Source organism: Paraburkholderia sp. GAS348, assembly GCF_050434205.1.
GTDB lineage: Bacteria > Pseudomonadota > Gammaproteobacteria > Burkholderiales > Burkholderiaceae > Paraburkholderia.
Genome location: NZ_JBNPVT010000003.1, coordinates 170,928 through 184,181 on the forward strand (window position 1 = coordinate 170,928; position 13,254 = coordinate 184,181).

The 13,254-nt window shown below is 63.3% G+C and carries 10 protein-coding genes; 2 read left to right on the plus strand and 8 right to left on the minus strand.

Annotated elements, in window-relative coordinates; all coding sequences use genetic code 11:
* Nucleotides 1-108: 108 nt before the first annotated feature.
* From P3T22_RS06220 to P3T22_RS06250, 7 genes are all read right to left on the minus strand, one after another.
* On the minus strand, nucleotides 109-1,698 hold the full coding sequence (locus P3T22_RS06220; RefSeq protein ID WP_063499939.1) for an OprD family outer membrane porin: 1,590 nt from the start codon (nucleotides 1,696-1,698) through the stop codon (nucleotides 109-111).
* A 231-nt stretch (nucleotides 1,699-1,929) separates the two neighbouring features.
* Nucleotides 1,930-2,964 carry an ABC transporter ATP-binding protein gene (locus tag P3T22_RS06225; protein ID WP_429324526.1) on the minus strand — a complete coding sequence of 345 codons (1,035 nt, stop codon included), beginning with the start codon at nucleotides 2,962-2,964 and terminating at the stop codon, nucleotides 1,930-1,932.
* A complete protein-coding gene (locus tag P3T22_RS06230; protein WP_063499937.1) occupies nucleotides 2,961-3,956 on the minus strand; it encodes an ABC transporter ATP-binding protein in 996 nt (331 codons plus the stop codon). The genes P3T22_RS06225 and P3T22_RS06230 overlap by 4 nt, the downstream gene beginning before the upstream one ends.
* 1 nt (nucleotide 3,957) lies before the next feature.
* Nucleotides 3,958-4,872 (minus strand): ABC transporter permease, encoded by a 915-nt coding sequence (locus P3T22_RS06235; RefSeq protein WP_429324527.1) that lies wholly within the window; start codon nucleotides 4,870-4,872, stop codon nucleotides 3,958-3,960.
* A gap of 3 nt (nucleotides 4,873-4,875) precedes the next feature.
* Complete coding sequence (locus tag P3T22_RS06240; protein WP_063499935.1) at nucleotides 4,876-5,814, minus strand: ABC transporter permease subunit; 939 nt, start codon at nucleotides 5,812-5,814, stop codon at nucleotides 4,876-4,878.
* Nucleotides 5,815-5,830: 16 nt separating this feature from the next.
* A complete protein-coding gene (locus P3T22_RS06245; protein WP_063499934.1) occupies nucleotides 5,831-7,447 on the minus strand; it encodes a peptide ABC transporter substrate-binding protein in 1,617 nt (538 codons plus the stop codon).
* 183 nt (nucleotides 7,448-7,630) lie between these two features.
* Nucleotides 7,631-8,203 (minus strand): cupin domain-containing protein, encoded by a 573-nt coding sequence (locus tag P3T22_RS06250; protein ID WP_063499933.1) that lies wholly within the window; start codon nucleotides 8,201-8,203, stop codon nucleotides 7,631-7,633.
* Nucleotides 8,204-9,311: 1,108 nt separating this feature from the next.
* Between P3T22_RS06250 and P3T22_RS06255 the strand changes: the two genes are divergently transcribed.
* Nucleotides 9,312-10,853, plus strand: a complete 1,542-nt coding sequence (locus P3T22_RS06255) for a peptide MFS transporter (protein ID WP_429324690.1) — start codon at nucleotides 9,312-9,314, stop codon at nucleotides 10,851-10,853.
* A gap of 202 nt (nucleotides 10,854-11,055) precedes the next feature.
* Here P3T22_RS06255 and P3T22_RS06260 read toward each other — a convergent pair whose 3' ends face one another.
* The gene (locus tag P3T22_RS06260) at nucleotides 11,056-11,493 is read right to left on the minus strand and encodes a carboxymuconolactone decarboxylase family protein (RefSeq protein ID WP_063499932.1); all 438 of its coding nucleotides are present in this window, start codon (nucleotides 11,491-11,493) and stop codon (nucleotides 11,056-11,058) included.
* 113 nt (nucleotides 11,494-11,606) lie between these two features.
* On the opposite strand from P3T22_RS06260, the gene P3T22_RS06265 reads away from it, so the two are divergent.
* Complete coding sequence (locus P3T22_RS06265; protein ID WP_063499931.1) at nucleotides 11,607-13,085, plus strand: PLP-dependent aminotransferase family protein; 1,479 nt, start codon at nucleotides 11,607-11,609, stop codon at nucleotides 13,083-13,085.
* Nucleotides 13,086-13,254 lie beyond the last annotated feature (169 nt).

Below are 13,254 nucleotides of genomic sequence, written 5' to 3' on the forward strand. Positions count from 1 at the left end.
CGTAAAGGAAGCTCGTCATCCGGCGCGTGCAGGTGTGCCCCCGCCACACCTGCACAAGAAAGAGAACGGTTTCAATGCGCTTACGCACAGGACCTGGAACCCCGCGGCTCAGAACACCTTCACCGGCACATTCACCACCAGCCGGTACTCCATATTGTTGCCGTCGGAGTAATAGCGCGAGGCGTTGTGCCACATCGCGATGAACGTGACCTTCGTGTCCTTGAAACGCCCGCTTTGCAGCGTATAGCTCGGAATGAAACCGAACTCGTGATGGTGCCCGTGCACCGGTTCGCCGTTCTTCCAGTACAGATCGTGCAGCGGCGCCGACGCCGAAGCATTATCCGCGGCGCCGGCCGACGCATCCGCCCCCCACCCATACTCGCCCCAGAACATCGCCTTGAGCCCCGGCACGCCGGCGTATTTGCCGTCGAACGTGTAGCGCAATTGCAGCGACTGCTCATGCGGCGCGTTGTAGTCGACGTCCATCGAGTTGGTCAGGTAGATACCGTTGGTCTCGTTGACGTAGTCGAAGAACTGGTCGCCGAGCACCTGCTGGTAGCCGAGCAGCAGTGCGTGCGGGCCGTGCTGTGCGGAGACCGACAGGCTGTACGCGTTGTTGTTGATATGCCCCTGGCGCGATGCGCCGGTGTCGTGCGTCGAATAGATGTTCGCGAGACCGCTCCACTTGATGGTGGTGGGGTCGCCGAACGACTGCGCTACCGAGCCGTAGTACTGACGCCAGACGTCGTCGGCCTGGTCGACATACAGCGCCATTTCGCCGTTCTTCGCGTAGTGCCATGTGCCGCCGACGTAGGTCAGGCGGTCGATGCGCGTGCCGCCGTACGAGGTGGTCAGATTGGTCAGGTTCGTGTGGCCGCGTGCGTCGACTTTGGTGAAACTGCCGGCCTCCAGCGTCGTATGAACCAGATCGTTGCTGACCATCGACACACCGAGGAAAGTCGGCGGCAACGCGCGGTTGTCGTGCGGTTCGAGGAAGGGGTTGGTGACGGACTGCAGGCCGTACTTCACGACCGTTTCCGAAATGCGCCCCTTGATGTCATACATGCCGGGATAGGCCCACGCGAGCTGTTGCGAGCCGCCGCCGTCCTTGCCCACGTGCACCATGTTGCCCGCGCCGTTGCCGCCGTCGAGTTTGAGAGCGGCGAACAGTGACGCGTCAACGCCAAACCCTACCGGGCCTTGCGTGAAGCCGGATTCATAGTTGGCTTGCGCGCCCTGAACCCACGCGTGGCGATAGATCGCGGTGGGCGCCTGGAAGTAGTCGGCGTAGTTGCGCAACTGCAGGTTGAGATGGCTATCGGCGATAAAGCCCTTACTCGCCGCCTGGCTCGATGGCGGCGTGGGCGGCGTGACTGTCTGGTCGGCCTCCGCGTTGACGACGGCGTTGGTGGTGTCGGGTTGATCGTTGCGCACCTGGCCGCCCTGGTCCGCTCTGCGCTTGCCGGATGGATTGGATTGCGAATCTTGCGACGCGGGCGTTGCTTGCGACCGTTGCGTAGGAGAGGGAAACGTTTGCGCGAGTGTTTGAGTTTTCGTCGCATCGGAGGTGGGCTCCAATACGGCGTCATCGGCGTAGGCGCTCGCGCCGATGGTCAGCGCGGGCAGCGTGAATGCGCAGTAAAAGAAGGTGGCTGCGCTAGATTTTTTTGACCGCTTTTTTGTTCGGCTATCTTTCATGGCGTACGTCTCTGTTATTTTGGTGAATCTTTGGCTGGCGGTTAGCCAGTCCACGCTTATCGTTCGTCGCGCTGATGGCGGGACGAACGAATCCAACGGCGCGACGACCCGCCGCGCCGGGGAATTCGGTTTTAAATTTCCAGACTGTTTTCTTTAGCGTTGCCCCAAGGGGACTTCCTGCAGGGCGCCCCCCGAGAGGACCTCCTTCGGTGCGCCCCCCAGGAGAACTTCCTACGGGGCGCCATTCACGCGAATGCACGCGACGCGTGTTGCGCTCGCACCGTGCGTGACTGGCTGCGGAATCTCGCTGGCGCAGGCCTCGATCGCATCCGGGCAGCGCGTGCGAAACGCGCAACCGGAGGGTGGGCTGAGCGGCGACGCAATCTCGCCGCGCAGCAGCAGATGACGGCGTGCGCGTTCAACCGCCGGATCGGGCACCGGTACCGCCGACAGCAACGCGCGGGTGTACGGATGACGCGGCGTGCCATACACGTCGCGCTTGTCGCCGAACTCCATCACACGACCCAGATACATCACCAGCACGCGGTGGCTGATCGCCTTGACGACCGCGAGGTCGTGCGCGACGAACAGCAGCGACAGCGACAACTCGCGCTGCAGATCGCGCAACAGGTTGACGATTTGCGCCTGGATCGAGACGTCGAGCGCCGACACAGGCTCGTCGCAGATCACGAGTTGCGGTTCGCCGATCAACGCGCGTGCAATCCCGACGCGCTGACACTGGCCGCCGGAAAACTCATGCGGATAGCGGCGCAGATGCTGCGCGTTGAGGCCGACGCGTTCGAGCATTGTCAGAACGCGCCGTTGCACGTCGGCGCGGGCGATGTCCTGGCCATGCGTGAGCAAGGGTTCGGCGACGATCTGTTCGATCGTCATGCGCGGATCGAGCGAGGCGAGCGGGTCCTGGAAAATCATCTGCACGTCGCGGCGCAAGCGCGAGGTATCGCGGCGCGCGTCCGGCCGCACGGTTTCCTGGTCGAGCCAGCGCACGCTGCCGCTCGCCACTGGCGCGAGGCCGATGATGGCGCGTGCGAGCGTGGATTTGCCACAACCCGATTCGCCGACGAGGCCCACGGTTTCGCCGCGCCGCACGCTGAAGGACACCCCGTCCACCGCGCGCAGCGTGGCCTTGCCGGACCACGGAAAACCACCGCGCGGCACACCGAATTGCACCTTGAGATTGTCGACCGACAACAGTGTCGCCGGACCTTGACCCTGGCCTCGGCTTGCAATGGAAGCGGCATTCATACGTGTTGTACCTCCATGATTTCCTGCACCGGCCGGTGGCAAGCGCGCAACGCGCCGGCAGCGGCCGGCGACGCCGTGAGCGCAGGCCGCGACTCGCGGCACCGATCGCTGCAATATGTGCAGCGCGGTGCGAATGCGCAACCCTGGCCGATTTCGCCGGGCAACGGCGGGTTGCCGGGAATGGTTTGCAGCGGACGGTCATCGTCGTCGGTCAGGCGCGGCAGCGCGTTCAGCAGACCGATCGTGTACGGATGCGTCGGCGCGGCGAACAGCGTGGCGGCGCTCGCCTGCTCGACGGTCTGGCCGGCGTACATCACCATCACGTCGTCGCACAAGCCGGCCACGACGCCCATGTCGTGCGTGATCAGAATGATCGCGGTGCCGCGTTCGCGATTCAGTTCGCGCAGCAACTCGATGATCTGCGCCTGCACGGTCACGTCGAGCGCGGTGGTCGGCTCGTCGGCGATCAGGATTTCCGGCTCGGAGAGCAGGGCCATGGCGATCATCACGCGTTGCCGCATGCCGCCGGAAAACTCGTGCGGATACATGTTGATGCGCCGTGCGGCATCGGGAATGCGCACGGTTTCGAGCGTTTCGATGGCGCGGCGGCGTGCTTCGCGGCGCGACATCTTGCGATGCAGTTGCAGCGTCTCGGTCATCTGCCGTTCGATCGTCAGGAACGGGTTGAGCGAGGTCATCGGGTCCTGAAAGATCATGCCGATGCGGTCGCCGCGGATCCTGTTCAACGCGGCTTCGTTCATCGTCAGCAGGTTTTCGCCGCGATAGGTCGCAGCGCCCGACACCTTGCCGTTGCCGGCCAGCAGGCCGAGCAGCGCCATCACCGTCTGGCTCTTGCCCGAGCCCGATTCGCCGACGATGCCGAGCGTGCGGCCCGCTTCGAGCGAAAACGATACGCGCTGCACCGCGTCGACGGGTGCGCCCTCGCGGCGCGTGAAGCGCACGCTCAGGTCTTTGACTTCGAGTAGCGGCATATCAGCGGTCCTTCGGATCGAATGCGTCGCGCAGACCGTCGCCGACGAAATTCACGCAATACAAGGTGACACACAGCATCACCGCCGGGCACAGCAGCAGCCAGGGCATCGACTCGAGCTTCTGCGCGCCGTCCTGAATCAGCACGCCCCAGCTCGTCATGGGTTCCTGCACGCCGAGGCCAAGGAACGACAGCACCGATTCGGTCAGCACGATGTTGGGCACCGTCACGCTGGCATACACCACCACCACGCCGAGCAGATTCGGCACGATGTGGCGCGCGATGATCGACGGCGAACTGACGCCGATTGCACGCGCGGCGTCGATGAATTCGCGCGAGCGCAGCGACAGTGTCTGGCCGCGCACCACGCGGGCCATGTCGAGCCACGAGAACGCGCTAATCGTCAGCACGACCAGATAGAACGCGCGGCCGAACATCGTCATCATCAGAATCGCGATCAGCATGTAGGGGATCGCATACATCATGTCGACGATGCGCATCATCACCGCATCGGCACGGCCGCCCAGATAGCCGGCGGTGGCGCCATACGCCACGCCGATCAACCCGGACACCAGCGTGCCGAGCAGGCCCACTTCCAGCGATACGCGTCCGCCTTGCAGCGTGCGCGCGAGCAGGTCGCGGCCGAGCTCGTCAGTGCCGAACCAGTGCATGTTTTGCAGCGTTGGCGCGAGGCTGATCGCACTCCAGTCGCTATCGATCGGATTGTTCGGCAGGAACCACGGACCGGCCACGCAGGCAATCACGATCAGCAGCAAGATGACAAAGCCGGAAAACGCCGCGCGATTGCGCACGAAGCGCAGCGCGGCGGTGGCGAGCGGTCCGCGCGAACGCGGCGCCCTTGCGATGGCCGCGAGCGGATCGAGCGCCGCGGCAGTCGATTGAATTGAGCGGGGCATGGATCAGTACCGGATGCGCGGATCGAGCCAGGCGTATGCCAGATCGACCAGCAGATTGAACAGGACGGCGACCGCGGTGGTCAGCACGACGAGGCCGAGCACGAGGGTGTAGTCGCGGTTGATCGCGCCGTTGACGACCAGTTGGCCGAGGCCGGGCAGGGCGAACACCGACTCGGTGACCACCGCCGCCGTGATCGACGAGATGCAGATCGAGCCGAGCAGCGAAACCACCGGCATCAGCGCGGGCTTCAACGCATGGCGCAACACGATCGTGCGTCCCGGCAGGCCCTTGGCGCGCGCGGTGCGGATGAAGTTGCCCGACAGCACTTCGATCATGCTGCCGCGCATCACGCGAGCGATCGCGGCGACGTTGATGATGGTGAGCAGCACGATCGGCAGCACGCGGTAGCGCCACTCGCCTTCGCCCCAGCCGCCGGCCGGCAGCCAGCCGTGGCCTTCGGAGGTCTTCAGCAGGATCGCGAAGATCCACACCAGCACCGGGCCGAGCACGAACGGCGGCACCACGTTGCCGATGTTGCCGAGCACCATGACCAGGTGATCGATGAAACGGTCGCGCCGCACGGCGGCCAGCGTGCCGAGCGTCACGCCGATCACGACCGCGATCGGCACCGATACGCCGCCGACGCCGAGACTCACCGGTAAGGCCTTCCATACCAGATCGTTGACCGACCAGTCGGCGTAGCGGAACGACGGACCGAGATCGCCGTGCAGCAGCGAGCCGAGGTAGTGGAGGTACTGCAGCCACAACGGTTCGTCGAGGTGATACTTGGCGTTGAGGTTCGCGAGCACGGCCGCCGACAGGTGTTTCTCCGTGTCGAACGGGCCGCCGGGGGTGAGGTGCAGCAGCAGATAGCACGCGGTGATCACGGCGAGAATCGTCGGGATCGCCCAGAGCGTGCGGCGCAGCGTATAGGCCAGCATGACGGTGCTCCCGCGCTTAGTGCTTGATCAGATACATGTCTTGCGTGGCGCGCTGGTCGACGTAATTGGTCGATGTGTAGCCGCCCACATACGACTTGACCAGCCGGTCCGCCGAGTACTGGAAGAGCGATACCAGCGGGTAGTCGTTCATGGCCAGATCGTGCGCCTGCGAGAGCAGGGCGGTGCGCTTCGCGTCGTCGAGCTGCTGGTTGCCTTCATCGACGAGCTTGTCGACTTGCGGGTTGCAGTAGCGCTGATCGTTCTGCACGCTGTTGCAGCGGATCAGATCGAAAAACGAGTTGGCGTCGTTGTAATCGACAAACCAGCCGTCGCGCGAGGCCTGCACCTTGCCGTCGTGGCGTTGCTTGAGCAGCACTTTGTATTCGACGTTTTCGAGTTTGGCGGTCACGCCGAGCTTGGTGCGCCATTCCGACGTGGCAAACAGCGCGACCTTCTTGTGCAGGTCGTTGGTGTTGTAGGTGAGCGTGAACGTCAGCGGCTTCGCATCCGAATAGCCTGCGGCCTTCAGCAGGTTGCGCGCGTAATCGACGCGCTTGGGCATCGGCCAGCTTGCCCACTCCGGCGTGAAGACGTTCGCGCCTTCCGTACCCTTGGCGATCAGGCCGTACATTGGCACCTCGCCGTCGGCCGTTAGACGTTTGGTCAGCAGGTCGCGGTCCAGCACCATCGCTAGCGCCTGGCGCACGCGCTTGTCCTTGAATGCCGGGTCTTCGTTGTTCAGGCTGTAGTAGTAAGTGGCGATCTGCAGGCCGGTTTTCAGTTCGGAGCCGAACTGTTTGCTCACCTGCGTGTAGATGCCCGACGGAATCGAGTACGTGTAGTCGAACTGGCCGGCCTGATACATGCGCATGGCTGTTTCGTCGTTTTCGATCGGCAGATAGGTCACTTTCGTGATCACGACCTTGCCGGCATTCCAGTACGTGCTGCTTTTGGTCGCCACCAGCCGGTTGTTCGGCTGCCAGTCGGTCAGCGTATACGGGCCGTTACCGACGAAGTTGCCCGGGCGGGTCCAGTCGCCGCCGAATTTGGTCACGGTCTCACGATTGACCGGGGCCATGGCCGGCATCGCGGTCAGTTGCGGGAAGAAGGCGGCGGGCACTTCGGTGGTGACTTCGAGCGTGTACGGATCGACGGCGCGCGCGGCGAGACTCGAGAGCGATGCCTTGCCGGCGAGAATTGCCTTGGCGTTCTTCACGAACTCGACCAGCACCGTGTATTTCGAACCCGTCTTCGGATCGAGCACGCGTTGCCACGCATAGATGAAGTCAGCCGCCGTGACCGGCTGGCCATTGCTCCAGCGCGCGTCGTGGCGCAGCTTGAAAACCCACGTAGTGGGCCCGGTGCGTGTCCACGATTGCGCGACGCCTGGCACGATCGCGCCGGCCGCGTCGATGCGCGTCAGACCTTCGAACATGTCGAGCGCGATCGTGTCGCCGGTCCAGGATTCGATATGCGCGGGGTCGAGCGATTCGGTTTCGGCCGGCACCTGGCGGGTCATCTCCTGGCTGGCAGCGAGCGTGACACCCGCGGGTACGTTGACGGCGAAGGCGGAGGGCTGAAACGTAAGGACGAGCGCGGTCAGCGCCGTCGCGTAGACGAACGGGGTTTTCATCGGTTGAGATCGCAGGAAAGGTCTAGAGAAGAACGCGCTGGCGCGCCAGGGCGCCCGGTTATCTGCGGTGCTCGGGCCGGGGCGGCCCTTGTTGCCCGTGTTGGTTGCTCGACATGCAGGATTCCTTACATTTCGTAATTCTGGCAAACCCTGACCGGATCAACCGGAAAAGGTGCCTGCCTCTTAGAACAGTCTTGGTGTGCCGACCCAGACGACTACCGACTCTTTGCGTGCGGTATTCACCCAGCTGTGCGGCACCGTCGATTCGTAATGCGCGCTGTCTCCCGCGTGCAACACGAACGTCTTGCCTTCCAGCGTCAACGACACTTCGCCGTCGATCAAATAAACAAACTCTTCCCCGGCATGCGTGGTGACTTCGGAGCGTTTCTGCCCGGGCGGCATCCTCACGAGGATCGCTTCGAGCTGACGGCCACCTGTCAGATTGGTCAGCCGTGCAAACAGATTGGCCGAGTCCGCAAAACCGAAAAACTTCAACTGATCGCCGCGGCACACCGAGCGTTCTTCGCTTGGCGTGTCGACGAAATACTGCACCGTCACCCCAAGTGCGTGGGCGATCCCGGCCAGCGAAGTGATGGACGGTGACGCCAGACCCCGTTCGACTTGTGACAAAAACGGTTTGGAAATACCTGCCGCTGTTGCCGTGTCATCCAGCGTGCGCTTGAGCCGTTGCCGCAGCGCGCGGATCTTACTGCCGAGTTCGAGTGCCGGGTTGTTCTTTTGAATTGTCGTGACCATAGCAGGAGGAAATTAGCCCGTCAAAATTTGTTTGATATAAGTAAATATGGTTTGATTGCGGTCCAGGCCGGGGCGGGGGGGCCGTTCAGCACCCGGTCGTGCAAGGGGCCGCATTTTCGGGACAACGCCCTATGTTGCCAGAACCGAAATACTCACCAGCCGTTTTGACCGGTAATCGACAAGACACTGAGAAAGTGGATGCGGTAAAGCCTGTGTATGCACAAGGGTGTCCGCATTGATGCAAGTTGCGTATCAGGAGACCTTAAAGGCATGACATTAAAGACTATTTTCAGCCACCCTCGACTTCGCAACGAAGCAATTTGGCGTGTAATAACAGGTAATTGGCGTGGTATCAGTGAATTCCCTGAGTGACGAACCGTGTTTCTATTTGCAGAATCTGCCCCGCTTGGCGGAAGGGCTCGTGTGTTTGTACTCCACACGGTGCTGGCCGCTGTTTTTCATTCCGCTTGCAGTGATCCTGCCCGACGGAGCGCTGTCCGGCACGTTCCATCCGAACGCTGGCCGGCATAAGGACATGACTATCACTGCCGATTTTTCCTGCCGCGGGCTCGGCGCCCGCCGCCCGGCGCGGCCATCTGCCGCTTGCCGGACAGCCGGCCTCCGGACAGCCGGCCTCTGGATCGCCGGCCTCTGGATCGCCGGCCGCCGGACAGCCGGCCGCCGGATCACCGGTTCCCGCAATGCTTTATCATTGCGCCTGTTCCGCCTGCCGGAGCCGGAGTCCGGTGTGGCGCAGCATCCCCCCATCCCCCAATCCCCCAAGGGGACTTCCTGCGGGGCGGGGGACTTCCTGCGGAGCGGAGGACTTCCTGCGGGGCGTCCCCCGAGGAGAGTTCCTGCGGGGCGCATCGCGTGGCGGGCCTCTATCCCATCCCCTGGTTTTTCTGCTGTTATTGGCGCCTCAGTTTGCAGTTGAGCGCGCAACTCAGTTTCCAGATGAACGTGTAGATGAACGCGCCGCTGACTACGCGCAGGCCTAGGCCAATGCGTGCGGCGCGCCCGGTCCGCCGGCCGTTTTCAGATCCAGTTTTTCGCGCCGCGTGGCCAGCCTACGCGGCGCCGCAACCGTAAGCACAAGAGGTACATGATGAATTCGTCCAATCCCGCCAGCGCACCGGTCTCGCAGACCCGTTCGTTCTCGACGGTTTTTCTGATCGAGATGTGGGAGCGCTTTGGTTACTACGGGATGGCCGCGCTGCTGGTCCTGTTCATGATCGACAAGCTGAACTTCACCGACAGCCACGCCACCCTCACGTGGGGCGCGTTCACGGCGCTGGTGTACGCATCGCCGTCGATCGGCGGCTGGATCGGCGACAAGATTCTCGGCGCGCGCCGCACGATGATCTTCGGCGCCGGCGTGCTGGCGGCCGGCTATCTGATGCTGGCGCTGCCGAACGACCAATTGAGCTACATGTACGCATCGCTCGGCGTGATCGTGGTGGGCAACGGGCTTTTCAAGGCGAATGCCGCGAATCTCGTGCGCCGCATCTATGAAGGCGACGACGCGCGCATCGACAGCGCATTCACGATCTATTACATGGCGGTCAATATCGGCTCGACGGCGTCGATGCTCGCGACGCCGTGGATCAAGGACCATTGGGGCTGGCACACGGCATTCGCGGTCTGCTGCGCGGGCATGCTGCTGTCGGTGCTGAACTACTTCATCATGTTCCGCACGCTCGCGCATATCGGCTCCGCGCCGGACGCTGAACCGATCCGCTGGAAACGCGTCGGCGCGGTCGCGCTGGGCGGTATCGCGCTCGGCACGGCAACCATGTTTGTGCTGCAGCACAAGGCGATCGCGGTGGCCTGCGTGTACACGGCGGGCGTCGCGATTCTGGCGATCTTCGGCTACATGCTGGTGAAGTGCGAACGCTCGGAGCGCTCGGGTCTGGTTGCCGCGCTGATCCTGACCGCGCAGGTGATCCTGTTCTTCGTGTTCTACGTGCAGATGTCGACGTCGCTCACGCTGTTCGCGCTGCGCAACGTCGATCCGCGCTTCATGCTGTTCGGCGAGACGCTGTTCACGTGGAGTGCGGCGCAGTTTCAGGCACTCAATCCGATCTGGATCATGTTGCTGAGCCCGGTGCTCGCGCTGCTCTATACGAAGCTCGCGAAGAGCGGCAAGGACGTGCCGGTGGCGGTCAAGTACGCGTTCGGCTTCGCGGTGGTGGCGGCCGGCTTCTTCGTGTATGCGGCGAGCGGCAACTACGCGGTGAACGGACGCGTGTCGTCGTGGTTCATGGTGGGCGGCTACGGCTTGTATTCGCTCGGCGAATTGCTGGTGAGCGGACTGGGTCTCGCGATGATCGCGCGCTACGTGCCGGCGCGGATGAGCGGCTTCATGATGGGCGCTTACTTCGTGGCAACCGGCGTGTCGCAGTATCTGGGCAGCGTGGTGGCGAACTTCGCGCAGATGCCGGCGGGCAATCTGGATCCGCTCGAATCGCTGCCGTTGTACACCAAGCTGTTTAACGGCTTGGGCTGGCTCGCGGCGTTGGGCGCGCTGATCGCCGTGCTGCTGTTGCCGCTGATGCGCAAGCTCTCGCGTGAGCATCAGCGTTGCAGCGACGAAGCGCGTGAGACCGTGCGGCAAGCGGCTGCATTGAGTGGGGTGATGGTGGAGTAATCTGCCGCGACGTGTAAAGCGGCGCCACGGCGCCGCTCACCGGCCACCGGCCGCAAGAACGTACGCGCTGGCCGTTTGTCACCATGCGTCTGCCACTCTCGGCGGCGCAACAAAAATGGCGCGCCTCATATTATGGAGGCGCGCCATTTTGCGTTTTATGCGCCAGGCTCTCTTGCGAGGTAATCGCTCCTGCTCCGCGCATTTACTCCGGCATTTTCCGGAACGAAACCGCAATCCGGTTCCAGCCGTTGATCGCAATGATCAGCAAGGTCAGGTCGCTCATCTCCTGCTCGGTGAAATGCGGCTTTACCGCTTCCCACACTTCGTCCGGTACACGCGTTTGCGCGACCAGCGTGACCGATTCGGTCCATTCGAGCGCCGCGCGTTCGCGCTCGGTGAAGAACGGCGCTTCGCGCCATGCCGCTACCGTTGCCAGACGCCGCTCGGTTTCGCCGTGCTTGCGTGCGTCCGCCACGTGCATATCGAGGCAGAACGCACAGCCGTTCAGCTGCGACGCGCGGATCCGCACGAGTTCCGCGAGTGATTTGTCGAGCGTGCTTTTGCCGATGGTTTCTTCGAGCGCGAGCATCGCGCGGGTGCCGCTCGGGCTGGCCTTGTAGAAGTCGAGACGGGGTTGCATGAGCTGCTCCTTATCGAAAGTGTCCGCTCCGATGGCGGCGACGGAGGTAAGCTTACGGTCAGTACTGGTATTTCGGAATAACCATTTCTCGGATATTTCAGGTAACCACTCGGATGGATATCCATATCGCGGTCGAAGGGCGTCACGATCTGTCCGGACAGATCTACCGGCAGTTGCGTGCCGGCATACTCGAAGGGCGCCTCGCCGGCGGCACGCGTTTACCGTCCACGCGCGATCTCGCCACGCAATTGGGTGTTTCGCGCAAAACCACGCTCGACGTGTTCGAACGGCTCCTCTCCGAAGGCTATCTGAGCGCACGCGCCGGTTCGGGCACCTTCGTCGCCGATGGTCTGGAGCGTCTGCCGGTGGAGCGCTCGTCGCATGCACTGGCCGCTGAGCCAGCGCGCGAACGGGCGAAGGCGAAACTGAAAGCCGCAGCGCGTGCCCAGCCGCTGTGGGAGCAGATGCCAGAGACCTTGCCGTTGCCGCGGTCTACGGTGGCCTCGCCGCACGATTTCGTCGGCGGCGCGACCGACAAGTCGTTGTTTCCCTTCGACGTCTGGCGCCGCTGCGTGAACCACGCATTGCGTGTGCAAGCGCGCGGCCCTGGCACATATCGCGACGTGGCCGGCGAGCAGGCGTTGCGCCTCGCGATTTCGCGCTACCTGGCGTTCAACCGCGCGGTCACGAGCAACTGGGACGACGTGATCGTCACGCAGGGCGCACAGCACGCGCTCGATCTGATCGCGCGCATCACGTTGCGGCCTGGCGAGATCGCGGCGCTCGAAGACCCAGGCTATCCGCCGGTCCAGGCATGCTTCACGGCCACGGGCGCACGCGTGGTGCCAGTGCCGGTGGACAATGAAGGCCTGATCGTGAGCAAGCTCCCGGACGCGGCGCGGCTCGTCTATGTGACACCCTCGCATCAGTTCCCGCTCGGCATGCCGATGAGTCTGGAGCGGCGCGTCGAGTTGCTGGAATGGGCGCAGAAACGCGGCGCCGTGATCATCGAGGACGACTACGACTGCGAGTTCCGTTTCGAAGGCCGGCCGATGGAGCCGCTGAAAAGTCTCGACCGCGCCGGTCTCGTCGCGTATGTGGGCACGTTTTCGAAGACGATTTTCCCGGAGCTACGGGTCGGCTACGTGGTGCCGCCGGTTTCCCTTTATGGGCCGCTCATCAAGGTCCGCCAGATCGCAGACTGCCATGGCTGCACGCTCACGCAAACCGCGCTTGCGACCTTCATGCTCAACGGCGACTTTGCCAAGCACCTGCGGCGCATGCACAAGACCTATGCGGCGCGCCGCGCGATGCTGCTGAAGCATCTGCAAGGCGATCTCGCGCCGTGGTTCGATCCGATCGTGCCGACCGCCGGCATCCATATGGCAACGCGGCTGAAGGCGCCGTTGACCGAGGCGGCGCTGGTGAGCGCCGCGCGTGAAGCCGCGATCGGTTTGTATGGACTCGCGCCGTTTTATCAGCGCGCGAAGCCGCAGCCCGGCTTGATGTTTGGTTACGGCAGCATCGCCGTCGAACATATCGACGCGGCGCTTACCAGGCTCGCTGACATTCTGCCGCGGCTCGCCCGCTGACGACTCAAAACACGCTCGAATATTACCTAAGCCTATCCTTGAAACGGCCTGCGATTGTTTGTCGCAGAACAACGTTAGCCGCCCCCCGGCAGAGACTTTCGCTGCAGGGGGCGTGTTTTTTCCGTCGCGTGAATCGGCGTGGCGAACGCGTCGTCGGCGAGCCACCGTT

What these genes read in the sequence shown, in the direction of transcription:
- P3T22_RS06240 (WP_063499935.1), bottom strand. Translation starts at nt 5,814, where the DNA reads ATGCTGGCCTATACGCTGCGCCGCACGCTCTGGGCGATCCCGACGATT.
- P3T22_RS06250 (WP_063499933.1), bottom strand. Translation starts at nt 8,203, where the DNA reads ATGGTCACGACAATTCAAAAGAACAACCCGGCACTCGAACTCGGCAGT.
- P3T22_RS06255 (WP_429324690.1), top strand. Translation starts at nt 9,312, where the DNA reads ATGAATTCGTCCAATCCCGCCAGCGCACCGGTCTCGCAGACCCGTTCG.
- P3T22_RS06245 (WP_063499934.1), bottom strand. Translation starts at nt 7,447, where the DNA reads ATGAAAACCCCGTTCGTCTACGCGACGGCGCTGACCGCGCTCGTCCTT.
- P3T22_RS06230 (WP_063499937.1), bottom strand. Translation starts at nt 3,956, where the DNA reads ATGCCGCTACTCGAAGTCAAAGACCTGAGCGTGCGCTTCACGCGCCGC.
- P3T22_RS06225 (WP_429324526.1), bottom strand. Translation starts at nt 2,964, where the DNA reads ATGAATGCCGCTTCCATTGCAAGCCGAGGCCAGGGTCAAGGTCCGGCG.
- P3T22_RS06220 (WP_063499939.1), bottom strand. Translation starts at nt 1,698, where the DNA reads ATGAAAGATAGCCGAACAAAAAAGCGGTCAAAAAAATCTAGCGCAGCC.
- P3T22_RS06235 (WP_429324527.1), bottom strand. Translation starts at nt 4,872, where the DNA reads ATGCCCCGCTCAATTCAATCGACTGCCGCGGCGCTCGATCCGCTCGCG.
- P3T22_RS06260 (WP_063499932.1), bottom strand. Translation starts at nt 11,493, where the DNA reads ATGCAACCCCGTCTCGACTTCTACAAGGCCAGCCCGAGCGGCACCCGC.
- P3T22_RS06265 (WP_063499931.1), top strand. Translation starts at nt 11,607, where the DNA reads ATGGATATCCATATCGCGGTCGAAGGGCGTCACGATCTGTCCGGACAG.